Below are 17,581 nucleotides of genomic sequence, written 5' to 3' on the forward strand. Positions count from 1 at the left end.
ATCCTCGCTTCAGCGCGTCCGGTAAGAAACGGAGCCGTAACGCAAATCGATTTCCGATACGTCAGGCTCGATCGAATTGACGACGTCGAGCACAACCATCATATACTGTAACGCGTCTTCGTTCAATGCGCGGTCGGTCAGCACGCGCATCCTCGTGTGCGCAGGGATAAGCGCGAGTTCGTAGTTTCCGTATTCTTTCGGAACGACGCAGATTTCCGCGAGAGCGGCGAAATAGCGCCTGTCGCGGCTTTGAATTTCCGAAATCTGTTCGATGAGCGTGCGGTACTTTGCGGGAATTCGCATGCCTTCAGACAAGTGTTCTATCGGAAGCCCTGAGATGATCGGAACGGCGCCGCTTTTTCTGTCGACTGCCGCATCGTCGAAGAGTACGCCGTTTTTATCGATGCACACGGGAATGCTCCTTCCCGCAGATGAAACGAAAGTCATCGCAACGCTTTCGCGTTCGGCAATGCGCACGAATATTTTGTCGGGAAAGCGTTTCGTCACGGTAACCGAATCGATCGCCGGCACCGACGATAAAATCGAAACGGCTTCTTCGGCGTTGAATGAAAACCAGTTCGCACCGTGCATCGGCTGCAAGAGAGAAAGCACTTGTTCGTCGGAAAGCGAGCGTTCTCCGCCGATGACGATCTTCGGAGCGTGCATGCTCGGAAGGGCGAATTTATAGACGGCGATTTCGATTAAAAAAATTGCGCAAAAAACAAAAAAGAGAGCGACGACGATTTTCGTCTTTACATCGTTTTTCGTTTCTTTTTTTTCGGCGGCAAAGCCAGCCATGCTTACATCACTCATCCTTTCCCTCATAGACGGCATCTTCAAATTCGTTTTCGTCTTCTTCCGCCGTACAACGCGACGCGTTGACGATAAAGCCGCACATACAAAGCGTTACGATTATCGACGAACCGCCGAGCGAAAAAAACGGCAGCGGTATGCCGGTTGCCGGAAGCGCCCCGCAGACGACGGCGCAGTTCATCAGCGACTGCAGCGTTACTGCGGCGACACAGCCGAAGGACGCATAGGCGGCGAAACGGTTTTTGCAGACGAACGACGACCTCAATCCGCGCCATGCGAAAGCTGCGAGCATGACAAAGTACAAAAGCACGCCGAAAAATCCCATCGCTTCCGCCCAGCCGGCGAATATGTAGTCAGCCTGCACTTCGGGAATACTGTTTATCCACACGAGACCGCTCCCGATGCCGCTGCCCCAAAAACCGCCGGAACTGATCGCGCGCTTTGCCGCAATGCTTTGATAATTGTACGTGCGCACGTGTTCTTCCGGCCGCAAAAATCCGATGATGCGTTCGATCCGATACGGCTCCTGCAAAATCATAAAGACGAGAGCCGGAATGATGAGCAGGAGCGCAGGCGGAAGCCACGTAAGCTTTGCGCCCGACGCAAAAAACATGAGAAGGCCGACGCAAAAAATAAAAACGCTCGTGGAAAAATCGCGCTGAAAAAAAACGAGGAGCGAAACCGAAGTCAAACCGATGACGGCCGGCAGCACCGATTTATCCTCGGGATTTTCGATGCGTGCCTGCTTGTCGAAAAAATTCGCGAGAAAGAGGATGAGCGCAAATTTTGCGAATTCGGACGGCTGCAGCGTAAACGCAAAGGGCATGCGTATCCACCGATGAGCGCCGTTCCTTTCAACGGCGATGCCGGGAACAAAGGTCAAAAGACAGAGTACGATCACACCGAGCACGAGGATCGGCAAAATATTTTTAATAATTTTTATGCGTATGCTCGCAAACAAAAAAAATCCGACGAGAGAGACGGCGATGCTCACGAGCTGGCGCTTTACAAAATAAAACGGATTGCCGAACATGCGTTCGGCGTAATTTTGCGAGCATACGAAAAGCGCAAAGATGCCGAGTCCGCACAGGAGGATGACGCACGCGATAAAAGCCGAATCGCTTTTTCGATACGACGAAACGGGCTTGTCGGCGAGGAAAAGATAATCACGCATCGCGCCCCTCCTCCGCCTCAATGAGCGGAACAATACGCTCGAGCGCCATACCGCGGGAACCTTTTAAAAGAAGCAAATCCCCGTCGGAAGCGTTTGCAAGGATAAAGTCCGCCGCGCAGCTCATCGCATTTTCGGAAGAGTCGGCAATATACAGCGCGCCCGTAAAGCCCGAAGCGAGGGCGGCATCGTAAGCGTATTTCATCTCCGTGCCGATAAATACGATTTTATACGCGTTCGCTTTGCACGCTTGTTTGCCCGCTGTTTCGTGCACGACCCGGGATGCCTCTCCGAGTTCGAGCATATCGCCGAGTACGTATATCCTCCGCTCGACGTCTTTTGCGGACGCGCAAAACGACAGGACGCTCGCAGTCGATTCGGCGTTCGCGTTGTAACAGTCTTTTACGAGCGTGACGCGCTTGCCGTTTTTCAATGCGATATGTCCGCTTTCGCTCCTTCCCGAAACGCCGCCGAAAGACGAAAGCGCCGTTTTGATTTCCGCATCGCTTACACCGAAATACTTTCCGACGGCGACGGCTGCGAGCGCGTTTTCATAATTGTACATGCCCGGAAGCTTAAAGTGCACGCGCTCATCTCCGATAGAAAAAACCGTCCCTGCAAGACCGTCGTCGGACAAGAGAGAGACGCCGCTTTTTTCGGCGACATCGTTTCCGAAATAGACGATTTGTCCTTTGCAGTTTTCGATTAAAAACGGTGCGAACGCGTCCGACGCGGGAACAAAGGCCGCACCGCTTTCGGGAATATAATCGAATATTTTTCGCTTTTCGGCGGCGATATTTTTTTTGCTGCCGAGTATGCCGATATGCGCGCTTCCGATATTCGTGATGAGGGCGTACTCGGGTTTTAAAACGCCGGCGATTTCCCCGATTTCGTTCGGCCGATTCATGCCCATTTCGAATACGCCGATTTCATCCGTATCCCTGATTTTAAAAACGGAAAGCGGCAGCCCCGTTTCGGAATTGAAATTGCCGTCGCTCGAAACGACTCGATATTTTTGCTTTAAAACCGCAGCGACGAGTTCCTTTGTCGTCGTCTTTCCGCTCGACCCCGTGATACCGATTTTTTTTAAGCGCGGAAATTTTGCGACGTAGGCGGCGGCCGCATCCTGCAGCGCGTACAGCGTATCGGAGACGATCACAAAAAAAGCGAGAGGATATTTTTCCGCCAAAAGCGAATACGCTCTCTCGTCGCCTGAATATTCGCTTTCGTTGACAAAAACGCATGACGCCCCCTTTTCGAGGGCTTCGGGAATATAGGCGTGGCCGTTTTGCACGGTGCCGACGAGCGGTACGAAGAGGCTGCCCGGAACGACGAAGCGGCTGTCGGTCGTAACTGAGGAAAAACAAAATCGGTTTTCGGCTGCACTGTGTCCGACACCTTTACCGCGGACGGCAGCGACGAGCTCATTTCGCTCCATCAGACTTTGCACTGCCCTTCCCCTTCATTTCGACGCGGACGATATCGTCCGTCTGCGCTTTATGCATGCCGAGTTCGTTTTCCGCAATCTTTTCGATGCGCTCCGTACTCGCCAAAAGACTGATATCCGTAACGAGATTTTTATTTTCTTCGACGAGCGCTTCCTGTTTTTTTTCAAGAGCCGCGACTTCGTCCGATAGATCTTCGTATTTTCTTGACTGTATGCCGCCCGCGATCAGCAAAAGCGGAATCGAAAGAGCGATAATGCAGACGACAAGCGTTTCGCGCACGCGAGCGTATTTTCGTTTCATACCCACTCCCATAAAACTTTTGCAGAAAATTGGAATTTCCGAAAAAGTTTTCGCATCGTGCGCAAGTGCGCACATATTCAACGGTTCCCGATCATACTGCGATGCTTAGGCGCCGCGCATCTTCGGCATCGCACAGTTTGCGCACGACGCGAAGCTTCGCGCTCCGCGACGGCGAATTGCCGGAAACCTCTTCCGCCGAGGGACTTACGGGCTTTTTCGTAAGCACTTCGGCACACGCCCTCCCACCGCAGCGGCAAGCCGGAACCTCGGGCGGACAAATGCAGGACTTTCCGAGATTCCGGAAATAATTTTTTACGATGCGGTCTTCAAGCGAATGGAACGTGATCACCCCCATCTTTCCGCCCGCATTCAAATCGTTGAACGCATCGTGCAGCGAGCGCGGAAGCCGCGCAAGCTCTCCGTTTACCGCGATGCGCAGCGCTTGAAACGTACGTGTCGCCGGATGTATCGCTCCGTGCCGGTACTGCGAAGGCACTGCATCGTAAATGATATCGGCGAGCGCTTTCGACGAACGGATTTCCCCGCTCGCCCTCGCCTTCACGATAGCCCTCGCTATACTGCGGCTCAGTTTTTCTTCGCCCCAGCGGTATATCAAATCGGCAAGCGCCCCTTCTTCCGTACCGTTTACGATATCGGCGGCGCTTTTTCCTCCCGACGGCGTAAGGCGCATATCGAGCGCTTCATCGTGACGAAACGAAAATCCCCTGCCCGACAGTTCGTAGTGGTACATCGATATGCCCAAATCGAACAATATGATATCGGGCTTCGGAAAATCCGCAGGGTACGACGCGTAAAAATCGTCGAACCAGCCGTTGTAAAACATCGTCCGTTCGGCAAAGCATTCGAGCCGCTCTTTTGCGCGCGCCAAAATGCCCGCATCGGCGTCGATGCCGATTATCTTAATATTCGGGAATCGTGAAAGAAATGCAAACGAATGACCGCCTTCGCCGAGCGTCGAGTCGCACATGACCGCTTCGGCGCCGCACGGGGCAAGCAGTTCAAGACATTCCTGCAACAAAACAGGCGTATGAATCGCTTCCATGCGCTTTCCTCCCCTGCGCTAAAAAAAGATCGAGCCGAGCTCTTCCGCAGCCCCGCGGAACGACGCTTCGCTTTCCTCGATATAGTGCCGATAACTTTCCGCGTCCCACAGCTCGATGTATTTGCTGACGCCGAGCAAAACGCAGTCTTTGGAAAGCGCGGCATATTCGCGCAGACTTTGGGGGATCGAAAGCCGCCCCGATTTATCGAACTCAAGTTCCTGCGCCGGCGCGACAAACCTCCTGAGCACGAGGCGGTTTTTTTCGCTGAACGGAGACGCGGCTTCCATGAGTTTCGAAGAAACGGTTTTCCATTCTTCCGGAGTAAAAAGCCATAGGCAGCGGTCAAGAGCCTGCGTCACGATGAGCACATTTCCGGCAAGTTCGGAACGCAGTTTGGCGGGAAAGAGGATCCTCCCCTTTTCGTCAAGCGTATTCCGAAATTCTCCTGTCAGCATACTCATGCCACTGCCTACCACTTTTCCCCAGTAATTCCCACTTAGCAACTATTTTATAATAAAAATACCGAATGTCAACGGATAAAACGGCCTTTTCGCCAAAGAAATTTGCAATATACTCCGATTATCTATATAATTGTATCGTGGAATTCGAAAAATAATGATAAATACGCTCAACGAAAGCTCACTCCACCGCTCTTTAAAATCGCTCTATGCGCTCGAAAAAGGATGCATGACGGAAGTCAATATCGCAGGAAAGATTTACGATGTCGTCGACGCTCACGGAAACATCACCGAAATACAGACGAAAAACCTTTCGTCGCTGCTCGTAAAAACGCTCGGTGCGCTGAAAGACGGGCGCCGCGTCAAAATCGTCTATCCCGTCGCGAAAGTCAAATACATCGAAGTTTATGACCAAAAAGGAGTACTTCTTTCGAAGCGGAAAAGCCCCGTCCGCGCTTCGATCTACAGCATATTCCGCGAACTCACCGGCCTTTATCCCGTGCTTTTAAAAAAACGCTTTTCGCTCGATGTGCTCGAAATCGCGATGAGCGAAATCCGCACGCAAAGCGAAACGCCGGTACAGTCGCCGAACGGCCGCCGCCGCTTTTTAAAAAATTGGAACAAAACCGACAAGCGGCTCGAAACGATATTCGAAACGCACAGGTTTACAAAAGCAGCCGACTACCTTTCGCTCATCCCCGAATCCTGCCTTCCCCGTTTTTGCGCCCGAGACATTGCTTCTTCCCTCGCCGAAAACAAGGATTTGCCCGCTTCCGCAAAAGCGCAAGCAAATCTCATGCTGTGGGTGCTTTCACACATGAAGCTCATCGAAGCCGAAAACGACATTTCCCGCCCGCGATATTATAGGATCAGATAAAAAAAGCGGCACCCTGCAAGATGCCGCCGTATAAAAATCGGAATTATTGCACGCGAAAGCGCTTACGGGCATCTCGAAAAACTCGCTTTTAGCGAATTTTTCGAGATTGCGACGAGTTGTAACTCGCTGTATTATCGCGAGTTACAACATCGCATTTTCAAAGTTACCTCTAAAAACTGCAGTTTTTAGAGGTTCCCTTACCAGTTATCGGACATATCGTCTTCGTCGCGGTACTGCAAATCGTACAAGTCGGTGACGACGCGGAGCGCATCGAAATACACATAGTACGAACCGCGCGCAAGCACCGGATTGCAGTCGATCCTGAAACCGACGATGCGTAAGCCCGGGCGGCTGTTGTAAAACGCGCTCTGCTGTACGATGCCGTGCTCCCCGTCCGGAGAAGGCGGAACGACCGCCGTCATCTTTTTCCAGCCGCCGAAACCGAGCGTACCCATGTACAACTCGTAATTGCGGCCGAACATATCCTGTACGAGTACCCACAGATTATGATCCTGATTTCGACCGCACACCCACACGCTGATCGTCTTTGCAATGCCTTCGACCGGCAGCGGGCGCACCGACGTGATGTAAAAGGAATTGACGCCTCGGCGGAAAAATTCGACTTTTACGCCGAAAACGAAAGAGTCTTCGTCTTCTTTGCCCTTATCCTCTTCAAGCGTATCTTTCATCGCGGGATTTCCGTCAAAAAGACGCGACGTGATAAAACCGTAATCCGAAGAAATCTTGACGTCCCACGAACCTTCGCGTTCAAATTTATCGACGTTTATTTCGCGGAGCGCCATCGCGGCGGAATCGGCTCCGATCGTTTCGGGAGTCGGTTCCAAGAGGCTCGAATTCTGGGCAAAAACAAAACTGCCTGCAAGTACGACACAAATCGTCAGTATAATTTTCTTCATTTATTTACCCTCCGAATTGCCGAAGTCCGCTTCTTTCAGTTCGTAACCGTCAAAGATATTAGCGAGCGCCCTCGTAACGTATTTCATCTGATCGAAGAAAATCGTATACGAATCGACGAACTCTTCGGGACTCGTGCGGATCCTGAAACCGATAAACGACATCGCATCCCGGCCGCTGCTCGACCGCGAATGCTGCCGTATCCAGCCCGGCACCGACACGACGACGTTTCTCCATCCGTCGAATGCGAGATTGCCCGCAGGAAGTACGTGAACGCGTCCGTCGGCATCTCTGACAATGACATCGAGGAAATACATATAATGCGCTCCCCACACCCAAAAATCGATCTGCGTCACCGATCCGACAAAGGGGATTTCATACGCTTTTCCGTCTTTTACCGGATATACTTCAAACCAGTTGTCGCCTTTTCGCTTAAACGCGATCTGCACGCCGAGCACTTTTTGATTGTCCTTGCCGTCTTTCAGCAAGTATTTGAGCGAATTGGGAATACCGTCGAAATATCCCGTCTTCGGATATCCCTCGGCGACGTAGCGGCTCGCGCTGACGTCCCACGTCCATCCGTTTTCACCTTCGTTGTTGAAGTTGTCGATCATAAACGATTCGGTACTCTTTTGCGTCTGCAGCGTATCCTGGCTGAAAGCCGGCGCCGCAAACACTAAAAGCAGTCCGAAACACATACAGACTACCAAGCCCTTTTTCATGCAAAACTCCTATAAAACTTTTATAGAAAGCATCGGCTTCCGAAAAAGTTTTTAGCCGTACGCGTACTCGCAACAAGCGCGTCAGCGCGAAGTTTCGAGCGGAGCGCACAGTTATATAAACGAGTTTGCAACGCAAACTCGAAATACTACAGCGAGTTACAACTCGTCGAAATCTCGAAAAAATCGCTAGAGGCGAGTTTTCCGAGATGCCCCATACTCTATTATCGGACGGTTTTGTAAATTTAATTACTCCAAATGATATTATATTTTGAGATACGCGCTTTGTCAAATCGATCGCGAGCAAGCGTTGCGGACAACCGTCATGGACAATTGAAGTTTTTCCGCAGTCGCTTACCTCGTAGATAAAAGGGAACTCAATGCAACTGCGTTCTACTTTTCCATCACGGTAAGCTTACAGTCCGATGATGTGTTCCTTGACTCCACAGCAGATAGTAACTGCCGCTTGTGTCGGCAAGCAGCGCATCGTGTGTACCCGCTTGTATGATCTCGCCGTTTTTAAATACCAATATCCGATCGGCGGAGCGTATCGTGCTTAAATGATGTGCAATAACGAGCACCGTTCTGTGTGCGGCAAGTTCGGAAAGCGCTTCCTGTATCAGCGCTTCGTTGACAGGATCGACATTGCTCGTCATTTCATCGAGGAGCAAAATGGGACTGTCCTTTAGAAAAGCGCGTGCGATGGAAATCCGCTGTTTTTGTCCGCCCGAAAGACCTGCGCCGTTTTCTCCGATACGCGTCAGATAGCCGTCGCTCAGCGACATGATAAAATCGTGAATGCGCGCTTTTCTTGCCGCCGCAACAACCTCCGCTTCCGTTGCATCCGCCTTTCCGAGTCGGATATTTCCTTCGATAGTGTCCGCAAAAAGCTGTGTGTTTTGCATCACAATACTGACGGAAGAAAGCAATTCGTCATAGCTCATATTGCGAATATCGGTATTTCCGATTTTGACGGTACCCGTAGCTACATCCCAAAAACGAAGCAGCAGATTGGTTACCGTTGTTTTCCCCGAACCGGATTCTCCTACCAGCGCGGTGAGCGTATGTTCCGGCGTATGAAAAGAAATATCTTTCAATACAAAGCCGTCCGCTTCGTATGCAAAGCCGACCTTATCAAAGGTAACGGAAAATCCGTCCGGTTTTTCAGGCTCGGCAATTTCGATTACCGCAGGCGCTTCCGTGATTTTTTTGATACGCCGAAAGCTATCCGCCGCTTTTAAATAATTCGCCCAGTGCATTTCCATTGCGACAAAAGGCTTATAAAATTCTCTGCTTAAAACGATAAAAATCAAATATTCCGCTATCGACAACGATTTGCGTACAGTAAAGATAATGCCTGCCAAAGCCGTGAGCCAAAAAGCAAAATCGATAAAAAAGCCGTATACGGACAACACAGCCGCTTTATTCTTTGAAGCCCTTTTGCTGTGCGCGCCGAAGTCCTTCGTTGCCGCGGCAAGTCTTTCATCGAATTGCTTGCTTTCGGAAAAGGCTTTTAAAAGCGGAATACCCTTTACGTATTCCACAAAAAGGCTCACCATATCGGCAAGACTGTTACCCGTTTTTTCTTCGAGCGTATCGGCTTTTTTTAATGCATGTGAAAGAAACAAAAGCGCAAACGGAAGAATGCCGAGCATAATCAACGTCATAGCCGCATTTACGGAAAAAAGAAAGATAAGCAAAAGCAGTGACATAATAAAATCGGCGCACATCCGTGTCCATACATGCGCGACAATCATTTCCATATTGTCTACATCCCTATGGATAATCGTACCGATTTCTCCGAGCCGTTCGTTCGTATAAAAACCGAGCGAAAACGTTTTTAAGCGGTAAATGATTTTCGTCCTGATTTCGTACACAAGGTCAAAGCCCGCAAAATGTTTTTGCATATCCGCAATCATATTGCTGCCTCCCTTAATGAAAAGACACAGCGTAAGCAGCAGCCAATAGCCGTACAATCTTGCATTTCCCGAAAAAATCGCTTCCATCGCACGCAGCGTTAAAAGCATCATCGCCGTCCCCGACAGCGCATACACGGTAAAACATACAATGCTGAACAAAAGTGAGCGCTTCCCCTTGCCGGTAAGCGTATTCCATATTTCTTTAATCATAGCGGTACCCCTTCTTTTATATTCCAGTGATCCACCTTATTTTGATCGCTCACCATTTTTTGATAGAGCGCGCAGCGACGCATCAATTCTCTGTGCGTTCCGCTGTCGATGACCGCTCCAGCGTCCATTACGATAATTTGATCCGCATTTTGAATCGTATTCAAATGATGTGCAATTGTAATGACGGTTTTATCGCGGCTTAATGTTTCAATCGCGTCCTGTATTGCCGCTTCATTTTCGGCATCAACGGCAGCTGTCGCTTCGTCCAAAATGATGATCGGTGCATCCTTCAAAATCATCCGGGCAATCGAAATGCGCTGTTTTTCTCCGCCGGAAAACTTTACGCCCGCTTCCCCTGCAGCCGTATCGTAGCCTTTCGGCAGCGACACGATAAAATCATGAATGCGCGCTTTTTTTGCAGCTTCGATAATTTCATCTTTCGATGCGCCCGGTTTTCCGATGCGGATATTTTCTTCTATGCTCAAATTGAACAAAAACGTTTCTTGCTGCACGATAGAAAAAAGCGAATTGACCTGTTTGTCCGAAAGGCTTTGCATATCCGTCCCGCCGATTCGAATACTACCGCTGTCCGGCTGCCAAAAGCCCATCAAAAGATTTGCAAGCGTCGTTTTGCCGCAGCCCGAAGAACCTACCAGCGCATTTTTACTTCCTTTTTTGAACGTCAGACAGATGTGCTTTAAAGTTTTTTGTGTGCCCTTGTATGAAAAATCCACCGCATTTATTTCTATATCGCCGTTTGGCACACTTGCGTCGGAAACGGTATTCGACTCGGATGCTGCCGGATTTTTTTTCTCTGCTGCCGAAAACTTTGCGTGCGCATCCGATGCGGATTTTTTTTCGAGAGGAGCGACATTGAGGATAGAGCCGATCCCCGCCATTGCCTGATTAAATACCACGCCGTAGTGCTGGAAGGTTGCCGTTTTTGCAACGGAAGAAGTAAAGGCGGCCCCCAAAATAACGCAGAGGATAAAACGCGCAGCAGACAGTGAACCTGAAGCCGACAGCCATATTCCGAAAATCATGACGAGGACAACGCCGGATTCCATAAAAAGGTCTATCAACCCCATCGGTACGCTTATCCCCGTCATCGATTTTTTTACCCAATACACATAGTCTTTCGCCGAGCGGATTGTTTTTTCGGTTTTGCGCTCCTCTTTGCCGAACGCCTTTATCACGGAAATATTCGCAACATATTCCATGAGATTTTCCTGCATCTCCTTTGTGCTTTGCGCAAAAATTTTAAAGTTTTTTTTCCACAGCGGAGCGGACACGAGTTGCACAAATCCCATAAGAGGAATGCCCGCAATCATTAAAAGCGCAAGGCGCCATTCGATAAAAAGCATAACGGCAAAAATCAGTGCAGGCAGCAGCAGCGCCGCCGTAATTTCCGGTAAGCCGTGTGCCAGATACACTTCCACCTGCTCTACATCGTGTTCAACGATATTTGTAAGGTCGCCGGTTTTGCGCTCTTGAAAAAATCCCAAGGGCAGCTTTTTCAAGTGTTCGATAATCCGCATCCGCAAATCCGTCAGCACATTGTATGCGGCCTCGTGCGCCTTCCATACAGCAAGATACCCGCACGCAGCTTTTAAAACAAAACATGCCAGCATTGCACCCGCATCGAACGCAATAAGCAAAAGCGAAAGCCGTCCCGAAAACGCCGAAGCGATCAAATGAATAATCAGCGCCTGCGGAATAAGATCGAGCGCAATTTTAAAACAGAGCGCAATATTGGAAATCCTGTTTTTTGCTTTTACTTGACGGACAAGTTTTTTTTGCTCCAACATATTCATCCTCCATAATTTTTCATTCATTGTATTTTAAAAACCGAATATATATTCAGTTTTAAACAAAATAAAAAAAACGGTTAAAAAAAATACCGTTTTTCACAGCGAGTTTACCCCTTCATAATAGCATTGCGTTACGAGGCGCAGCAGTTCTTTTGCTTTTTCCTGCGTTTTGTAATGGCGCGCAACTTCCAAAAGGCTTTCGGCAAAATTGGACGCAAGAATATGAATGAGCATATTGTGATATACGCGCTTCGTTTTTTTGGAAAGCTCCCGTTTGATATGGGCACCGAGGGAGGCAATCATTTCCTCTTTTGCGTTTTCGTATTTTGTCCCGCAGCTTTTATCCATCAAGATGACAAAAACCTTGTGGTGTTTCAACAGCTCCAGCAGATAGCCCTCGGCAATATTTTCATATCGTTCGGAGGGCAAACCCTTTGCAGCTTCTTCTTCCTTAATGATCCGCTGAAAATCGACCGGAACGGATGCGGCGATTTTTTCAAACAACTCTTTTTTATTTTTAAAATAAGTGTAAATAAGGCCCACAGGGATGTCCGCTTTTTCCGCAATGTCCTGCATTTTTGCGCTGCGGAAGTCTTTTTCGTAGAAAACTTCAATTCCGGCATGAAAAATGCGGTCGTAGATTTCTTCTTTTAGAACTTGCGGCATTGTAAAGCGCTCCGTTCAAAACAGAATTAATATTCAATATTAAATTACACTTTTTTCCAGATACTGTCAAGAGCTTATCGCATAGAATTCACAGCTTCAGTATGAAAATCGCTAAAGATAGTTCTTCGAGATGTCCTTTACCCTAATAAAACCGTCGCAAAATTCTTGAACGAAAAGCCGCAGCGCGGTACAATACGACAGACGATGCTGATTAACGGCACAGTCCGGCAAGGAGCATTCGATATGGCAAGCATTCAATATAAACTTACAAAATTTTTATTTAAGAGTCTTGTGCGCCCGATGATGAAAAAAGCCGCCGCCGACCCTGAAAAATTTCTTCAAGAACAGTATAAAGCACGGCAAAAAAAGAAACTCGCGCTTTCGGATCTTCACAAAAAATACGACTTCGATGAAAAGACGGCAGGCGGAATCCCGTATTACGCCGTACACAGCCGCAATAAAAATTGCTGCGGTACCGGCGTGCAAAAAAAGCTCGTACTGTACTTTTTCGGCGGCGGCTTTGTCATGTCAGGCGATGCCGGCGATTTCGATTTTGCGCAGGATATGGCCGATCAAACGGGAGCCGACGTGTGGATCGTATGGTACAAACTTTTCCCCGAAACGACGGGCAAAGAGCTTATCGAATCGATTATCGGCGTTTATAAAGAAGCGCTCGGCTTATACGAGGCCAAGGACATCGCCTTTTTCGGTCTGTCGTCCGGCGGCTCTTTGTGCCTCGACATTTGCGCGTACATTACCGAGCAAAAAATCGCCCTTCCGCTTCCGGGCAAACTCATTCCGTTTTCGGCTACGATCCAAATGCCGCCGACAAGTGCGCAGCTTGACGATATGAAGCGCATCGCAAAAAAAGATGCGATGTTTACTGCAGAATATGTTGAGGCCGCATCAAAGATGATGTCGCTCTGCGGCGCGCTCGGTTTTTTGGGGAATTCCGTCGCATACAGCTGGAGAGGATTTCCGCGCATAGCGGCGTTTTACGGAACGGACGAAATCTATTATGCCGAACTCGACGCCTTTAAGCAAAAATGCGAAGCGGACGGCGTTGCACTCGAAACCCATATCGGAAAAGGCATGATGCACACGTGGGCTGCCGCGCCCTGGCTTCCCGAAGCGAAAGAAGCGCGCAAGATCATCTATTCTTATGTAAAAGAAAACTGAATCATATTTACCCGAGCTTTTCCAACTCGCTTGCGATATCACCGTTTACGCAAATCGTGCGGCTGCGGATTTGGTGCGGGTAAAGCTTTCACCCTGCCCTTCAGTTCCGCGGTTTTATAAACGAAAAAAAGCGATGAGATGCGGAATCGCGGGCTTGATTCAACGGTTTTTTATACTTCTTTAATTTGTCATGCTCAGGCGGATATGCCGTCAGTATGAGATTGCCGTTCACATATTCTCCCAAAAACACATCGCTGTATTTCTCCAATCCCTGTTTTTTAATTTCTTCACTCAGCCATTCTTCATCCTTGCCTATCACGTCCAGAATATCCTCTTGCAGCTGCCCGTCTGTTATCAGCGGGAACTTCGGGTTGGCTTCTCCGTGATGTATAACGATCAATTGACCGTTTTGCTCCACAAAAGCTCTTTTTACGTCTTTTGTCGAATAAACATTTTTTGTTCGCAGCTTAAAAGAAATATCATGAGCAGATAAACCCGCCTTTTCACAATTTTCAATATTGATTTTACCGTCATCGATAATTATTAATGCCTTCCCGTCTATGACCTGTTTCGCTTTTACATTATGCGTTTTGATCCATTTCAAAGTCAATATAAGCACACACCAAATACATAAAACACCTATATAATCCAATAATCGAATATTATTATTATAAATCACGCCGCCGATAATACCGCCGAGCACGTAATTTTGCACTTGATCACTGGCAGATGAAGGTGCCAAATTTCCTTTTCCCGAAATATTTATTATCATTATCAAAGCAAAAAAACCGATTAATAATTTTATTGCCACTAAAACAAATCCGTTCATAATTTCCCCGCCGGTATCCGTATTTTTCTCCGAACCGGACTATATCACAATCATTGCATCTTTTCCAGTACGCTTCCTATGTCGCCGTCTATGCATATCGAGCGCCCGCGGATTTCGTCGGGACAGAGCGCTTCGCCGTAATTGATGCACGCGTAGACCGAACGCGGGTTGTCGGCGCACATACGCCAAAACGGGTATTTGATGATGCCGGGCGTATTCGAACCGACGCCCAATTCCAAAAGGAGGATGTTCGCATTTTTATGCGCTTCGATAAAATCGCCGTAGCGCTCGGCGGCCCGGTGCCAGCCCTCGTCTTCCACGAATGTCGAATCGCTTCGAAGGTTCATCGACATCGGTTTTCCGCATCTCGGACAGTACGGAATCAAATCGGACGGGATGCGCATGTCTTTTTGCGTTTCGACCATTTTGCGGACGGCCTCTTCGTTGTTGTAGGTTTTGTTGTGGCAGGGAACGGAACACTGCCATAAACCGTAGTCGCCCTGCGTGTAAAAGAGCCGCGCCTTATCAAAGCCCGCTTTTTGAAAACAGTGATCGACGTTCGTCGTCAGCACAAAATAATTTTTACCGTCCGCAAGCTTATGCAGATTTTCGTAAACCGGTTTCGGCGCGTCGGTATAGCGGTTTATCATAATGTAACGGCTCCAATATGCCCAAAATTCTTCGAGCGTTTTAAACGGATAAAATCCGCCCGAATACATATCGGTAAAGCCGTATTTTTTTCGAAAGTCCGAAAAATATTTTTCAAAGCGCTCGCCCGAATAAGTAAATCCCGCCGAAGTCGAAAGACCCGCCCCCGCTCCGATGAGCAGTGCATCCGCTTTCGAAAGCGCTTCATTCAGCCGTTCAATGAGCGGCAAAAATTCATTTGCAAATTCCATAATCCTTTCCTGAATCTTTTTCTATAAAAATTTAACGAGCCGGCATGCTGTTTTTTCACCTTTTCTTTTTTTCATTTTGCAGTCAGCCTGTTAAAATGAATATCCATCAGAACCTCTCCGTACTTCTTATACAAAAACAGCACAAAAATCTAGTGTTTTCTACGGTATGTACTTTAGCGATGTATTGTGCGGTGTTATCAACGACGGTAACCTCAAAGCTCCGCGGGCGGCTGAAAAAATAAACACGACTGCTTGCTGCCAATTGAAAATATACGGCGTATACGCTGCACAGCATCATTACAAGTGTGCTTCATTATCTGACGATTGACAGTTTGCCGCACGTTATGAGAGAATCGAATCGGTCAAAAGAGTATCAAAAACTTTGGGCAGCACATAAGCACCCTGCTCTAAGTTATATATTGAGAGAGATAGATGAGACTGTGGCATCAAGATATGATCGGCAAACTCCCGCGTCAACAGCTGTTGGGACAACATAGGGAGTGCTGTGCCTTGCGCGGAAACGGCTGGGGCAGGCAGCATGCAACTGTCAATTATGTTTTTCGTTATTCACCCTATCTGCTTTATCGTTATCACCGACTCATTATGGCAGAGATGAATCGGCGAGGCTACAGGGTCAGTCCCGAATGGTTGGACAAAAACTATCGCGGTAAGAGATGTCCGGCATATAATAATTTAGAGGTCATTGAAGTACCCAATCCCATATATACCGAACATGATGATTGCTATTATCGTGACTGTCTCAAGAATTTGGAAACCAAGGGAATTCATTTGGATTACTATTGTGGAGCTCCGCTATAAAAAGAAAGTCATTGTTCATGGCTTTTTTTCTCCGGAGGTTTCCCTCACTCCGTTCGGATGGGGAAAAATCTGACAGTGGAAAAAAAACTTAAAAATGGTATAATATTACAAACATTGAGTAAAACAAATTAGAATTTGTAGAGGTGTATATAAATGAAAATATGTATTTTAGGCTTAGGTGTGATAGGTACAACTTATGGATATGTATTTCAAAAAGCAGGACATCAGATTGAGCATTTAGTTAGGGAAAATAAAAAACAAAATGTTCCAGCAAAGCTGAATATAACTATATTAGACGGACGTTATGATAATAAGGGAGAAGAAAAAACAGATACATACACTGTAAATCTTGCAAAACCGGATACAAGTTATGACTTTATTCTTTTGAGTGTTTCACGCGGAAAAATAAAAGATGCTATAGCAACACTTTCGCAAAACAACATTACGGGAAGTTTGATATTATTCTGTAACTTTTGGAACAGTCGCAAAGAGATTGAAGAAATAGTAGGTAATTTTAAATACATTATAGGATTTCCTACTGCTGGTGGAAGTATGATACAGCAAGAGTTGAACTGTGTTCTATTTGGCCATATAATGCTTGAAAGCAAGGAAAAAGCAAGCATTCCAAACTATAGAGATTTGATAGAACTTCTTAAATCTACAGACCTAAAAACAGAAGTTCCTTATGATATGGTGGAATGGATATGGATTCACATGGCAATAAATGCAGGTGTTACTTCTACTGCTGCACGAGCAGGAAAAATTGATGACCCAAAACAGCTTGCGATTAATCTTATGAGAGATTCCCACGCATTATCTATAGCAGTGAAATCGATAAGAGAAACTGTTAAAGTAGTAAAAGCTAGAGGGGTCAATTTGAAATTATATAAAAATGAACTTCTTCCTTACAAAATACCTTCTGCTGTCGCAGGTATGATAATGAAACGAATGTTTGCAGGAAATGAGCTCACAAGCAGAATTATGACGTTACATAATGATGTAAAAGACATTATGTATGGATGTAAAAGTATTTATGAGGCTGGGAAGCAAGAAAATCTGGATTTACCCTTATTTTATTCAAATATGGATAAAATCTTTAATAGATAAATTCGTAGATAAATTCAGCTTCATAAATTCCAGTTTGTCTAATTGAATATAACAATTTGAGAAACAGTAAATCAAAAAGGTTTGCTGTTTTTTGTTGCTCAATTTTCAAAAAATCGTCCATAGACATAAAAAGGTACTTGACAAAATGCTCTCTGGGGCACAAAGGAAGATATTAAGCCCTATACCGATGGCGAGTTCTACAACAATGTTCTGCTGACACAAACAGAAAGAATCACCATCATTACCATCTTATTATAACATACAGTGCGAAACGTTGAACACTGTACCCGATGCTCTGCGATAGGGAATGTTGATTGCCGACAGAATCTTTCGCGTGCGTATGTGTGTTACTATTAAAAACTTTTCCGTCTTTTCCT

General features: G+C 47.2%; 17 protein-coding genes. 4 read left to right on the top strand and 13 right to left on the bottom strand.

All coding sequences use genetic code 11. The annotated features are described in order from the left end of the window. Positions 1–9: 9 nt before the first annotated feature. From H9I36_RS06580 to mraZ, 6 genes are all read right to left on the bottom strand, one after another. The gene (locus H9I36_RS06580; protein ID WP_187384580.1) at positions 10–813 is read right to left on the bottom strand and encodes a cell division protein FtsQ/DivIB; all 804 of its coding nucleotides are present in this window, start codon (positions 811–813) and stop codon (positions 10–12) included. Continuing rightward, positions 806–1,987, bottom strand: coding sequence for an FtsW/RodA/SpoVE family cell cycle protein (locus tag H9I36_RS06585; RefSeq protein WP_187384581.1), 1,182 nt, complete (start codon positions 1,985–1,987; stop codon positions 806–808). Before H9I36_RS06585 ends, H9I36_RS06580 begins: the two co-directional genes overlap by 8 nt. Then, positions 1,980–3,422 carry a UDP-N-acetylmuramoyl-tripeptide--D-alanyl-D-alanine ligase gene (locus H9I36_RS06590; RefSeq protein WP_187384582.1) on the bottom strand — a complete coding sequence of 481 codons (1,443 nt, stop codon included), beginning with the start codon at positions 3,420–3,422 and terminating at the stop codon, positions 1,980–1,982. The genes H9I36_RS06585 and H9I36_RS06590 overlap by 8 nt, the downstream gene beginning before the upstream one ends. Beyond that, complete coding sequence (locus H9I36_RS06595; protein WP_187384583.1) at positions 3,409–3,732, bottom strand: FtsB family cell division protein; 324 nt, start codon at positions 3,730–3,732, stop codon at positions 3,409–3,411. The genes H9I36_RS06590 and H9I36_RS06595 overlap by 14 nt, the downstream gene beginning before the upstream one ends. A 91-nt stretch (positions 3,733–3,823) precedes the next feature. Then, entirely contained in the window at positions 3,824–4,795 is a 972-nt protein-coding gene (gene rsmH / locus H9I36_RS06600) for a 16S rRNA (cytosine(1402)-N(4))-methyltransferase RsmH (RefSeq protein ID WP_187384584.1), read from the bottom strand. Between the two features lie 18 nt (positions 4,796–4,813). Next, positions 4,814–5,257 carry a division/cell wall cluster transcriptional repressor MraZ gene (mraZ, locus tag H9I36_RS06605; protein ID WP_021331398.1) on the bottom strand — a complete coding sequence of 148 codons (444 nt, stop codon included), beginning with the start codon at positions 5,255–5,257 and terminating at the stop codon, positions 4,814–4,816. A gap of 154 nt (positions 5,258–5,411) precedes the next feature. Between mraZ and H9I36_RS06610 the strand changes: the two genes are divergently transcribed. Beyond that, entirely contained in the window at positions 5,412–6,131 is a 720-nt protein-coding gene (locus tag H9I36_RS06610; protein WP_187384585.1) for a DUF8091 domain-containing protein, read from the top strand. A 197-nt stretch (positions 6,132–6,328) separates the two neighbouring features. Here H9I36_RS06610 and H9I36_RS06615 read toward each other — a convergent pair whose 3' ends face one another. The 5 genes from H9I36_RS06615 to H9I36_RS06635 all read right to left on the bottom strand — a co-directional run bounded on the left by H9I36_RS06615 (position 6,329) and on the right by H9I36_RS06635 (position 12,371). Further along, positions 6,329–7,048, bottom strand: coding sequence for a flagellar filament outer layer protein FlaA (locus H9I36_RS06615; RefSeq protein ID WP_187384586.1), 720 nt, complete (start codon positions 7,046–7,048; stop codon positions 6,329–6,331). After that, positions 7,049–7,768 carry a flagellar filament outer layer protein FlaA gene (locus H9I36_RS06620; protein ID WP_187384587.1) on the bottom strand — a complete coding sequence of 240 codons (720 nt, stop codon included), beginning with the start codon at positions 7,766–7,768 and terminating at the stop codon, positions 7,049–7,051. It lies immediately after the preceding gene. Positions 7,769–8,169: 401 nt separating this feature from the next. Beyond that, positions 8,170–9,894 carry an ABC transporter ATP-binding protein gene (locus H9I36_RS06625; RefSeq protein ID WP_187384588.1) on the bottom strand — a complete coding sequence of 575 codons (1,725 nt, stop codon included), beginning with the start codon at positions 9,892–9,894 and terminating at the stop codon, positions 8,170–8,172. Continuing rightward, positions 9,891–11,699 (bottom strand): ABC transporter ATP-binding protein, encoded by a 1,809-nt coding sequence (locus H9I36_RS06630; RefSeq protein WP_222864659.1) that lies wholly within the window; start codon positions 11,697–11,699, stop codon positions 9,891–9,893. The genes H9I36_RS06625 and H9I36_RS06630 overlap by 4 nt, the downstream gene beginning before the upstream one ends. 102 nt (positions 11,700–11,801) lie before the next feature. Beyond that, on the bottom strand, positions 11,802–12,371 hold the full coding sequence (locus tag H9I36_RS06635) for a TetR/AcrR family transcriptional regulator (protein ID WP_187384590.1): 570 nt from the start codon (positions 12,369–12,371) through the stop codon (positions 11,802–11,804). Between the two features lie 243 nt (positions 12,372–12,614). Here H9I36_RS06635 and H9I36_RS06640 point away from each other — a divergent pair, with 243 nt between their 5' ends. Further along, positions 12,615–13,550 (top strand): alpha/beta hydrolase, encoded by a 936-nt coding sequence (locus tag H9I36_RS06640; protein WP_187384591.1) that lies wholly within the window; start codon positions 12,615–12,617, stop codon positions 13,548–13,550. A 100-nt stretch (positions 13,551–13,650) separates the two neighbouring features. Here the strand turns inward: H9I36_RS06640 and H9I36_RS06645 are convergent, their stop codons facing one another. Together H9I36_RS06645 and H9I36_RS06650 are read right to left on the bottom strand one after the other, a co-directional pair. Next, complete coding sequence (locus H9I36_RS06645) at positions 13,651–14,379, bottom strand: DUF421 domain-containing protein (protein ID WP_187384592.1); 729 nt, start codon at positions 14,377–14,379, stop codon at positions 13,651–13,653. Positions 14,380–14,429: 50 nt separating this feature from the next. Continuing rightward, positions 14,430–15,278, bottom strand: a complete 849-nt coding sequence (locus tag H9I36_RS06650) for an SIR2 family NAD-dependent protein deacylase (protein ID WP_187384593.1) — start codon at positions 15,276–15,278, stop codon at positions 14,430–14,432. Positions 15,279–15,710: 432 nt separating this feature from the next. Here H9I36_RS06650 and H9I36_RS06655 point away from each other — a divergent pair, with 432 nt between their 5' ends. Together H9I36_RS06655 and H9I36_RS06660 are read left to right on the top strand one after the other, a co-directional pair. Beyond that, positions 15,711–16,097, top strand: coding sequence for a TIGR02328 family protein (locus H9I36_RS06655; protein WP_187384594.1), 387 nt, complete (start codon positions 15,711–15,713; stop codon positions 16,095–16,097). A gap of 153 nt (positions 16,098–16,250) precedes the next feature. Then, positions 16,251–17,204 carry a ketopantoate reductase family protein gene (locus tag H9I36_RS06660; protein ID WP_187384595.1) on the top strand — a complete coding sequence of 318 codons (954 nt, stop codon included), beginning with the start codon at positions 16,251–16,253 and terminating at the stop codon, positions 17,202–17,204. The last annotated feature ends 377 nt before the right edge of the window (positions 17,205–17,581 follow it).

Source organism: Treponema sp. Marseille-Q4130 (genome assembly GCF_014334325.1).
Classification (GTDB): Bacteria; Spirochaetota; Spirochaetia; order Treponematales; family Treponemataceae; genus Treponema_D.

Bases quoted from the DNA above. Each gene is read 5' to 3' on its own strand.
- H9I36_RS06615 (WP_187384586.1), bottom strand. From the start codon at position 7,048: ATGAAGAAAATTATACTGACGATTTGTGTCGTACTTGCAGGCAGTTTT.
- H9I36_RS06650 (WP_187384593.1), bottom strand. From the start codon at position 15,278: ATGGAATTTGCAAATGAATTTTTGCCGCTCATTGAACGGCTGAATGAA.
- H9I36_RS06660 (WP_187384595.1), top strand. From the start codon at position 16,251: ATGAAAATATGTATTTTAGGCTTAGGTGTGATAGGTACAACTTATGGA.
- H9I36_RS06635 (WP_187384590.1), bottom strand. From the start codon at position 12,371: ATGCCGCAAGTTCTAAAAGAAGAAATCTACGACCGCATTTTTCATGCC.
- H9I36_RS06620 (WP_187384587.1), bottom strand. From the start codon at position 7,768: ATGAAAAAGGGCTTGGTAGTCTGTATGTGTTTCGGACTGCTTTTAGTG.
- H9I36_RS06655 (WP_187384594.1), top strand. From the start codon at position 15,711: ATGAGACTGTGGCATCAAGATATGATCGGCAAACTCCCGCGTCAACAG.
- H9I36_RS06595 (WP_187384583.1), bottom strand. From the start codon at position 3,732: ATGAAACGAAAATACGCTCGCGTGCGCGAAACGCTTGTCGTCTGCATT.
- H9I36_RS06645 (WP_187384592.1), bottom strand. From the start codon at position 14,379: ATGAACGGATTTGTTTTAGTGGCAATAAAATTATTAATCGGTTTTTTT.
- H9I36_RS06640 (WP_187384591.1), top strand. From the start codon at position 12,615: ATGGCAAGCATTCAATATAAACTTACAAAATTTTTATTTAAGAGTCTT.
- H9I36_RS06585 (WP_187384581.1), bottom strand. From the start codon at position 1,987: ATGCGTGATTATCTTTTCCTCGCCGACAAGCCCGTTTCGTCGTATCGA.
- mraZ (WP_021331398.1), bottom strand. From the start codon at position 5,257: ATGAGTATGCTGACAGGAGAATTTCGGAATACGCTTGACGAAAAGGGG.
- H9I36_RS06590 (WP_187384582.1), bottom strand. From the start codon at position 3,422: ATGGAGCGAAATGAGCTCGTCGCTGCCGTCCGCGGTAAAGGTGTCGGA.
- H9I36_RS06610 (WP_187384585.1), top strand. From the start codon at position 5,412: ATGATAAATACGCTCAACGAAAGCTCACTCCACCGCTCTTTAAAATCG.
- rsmH (WP_187384584.1), bottom strand. From the start codon at position 4,795: ATGGAAGCGATTCATACGCCTGTTTTGTTGCAGGAATGTCTTGAACTG.
- H9I36_RS06580 (WP_187384580.1), bottom strand. From the start codon at position 813: ATGAGTGATGTAAGCATGGCTGGCTTTGCCGCCGAAAAAAAAGAAACG.
- H9I36_RS06625 (WP_187384588.1), bottom strand. From the start codon at position 9,894: ATGATTAAAGAAATATGGAATACGCTTACCGGCAAGGGGAAGCGCTCA.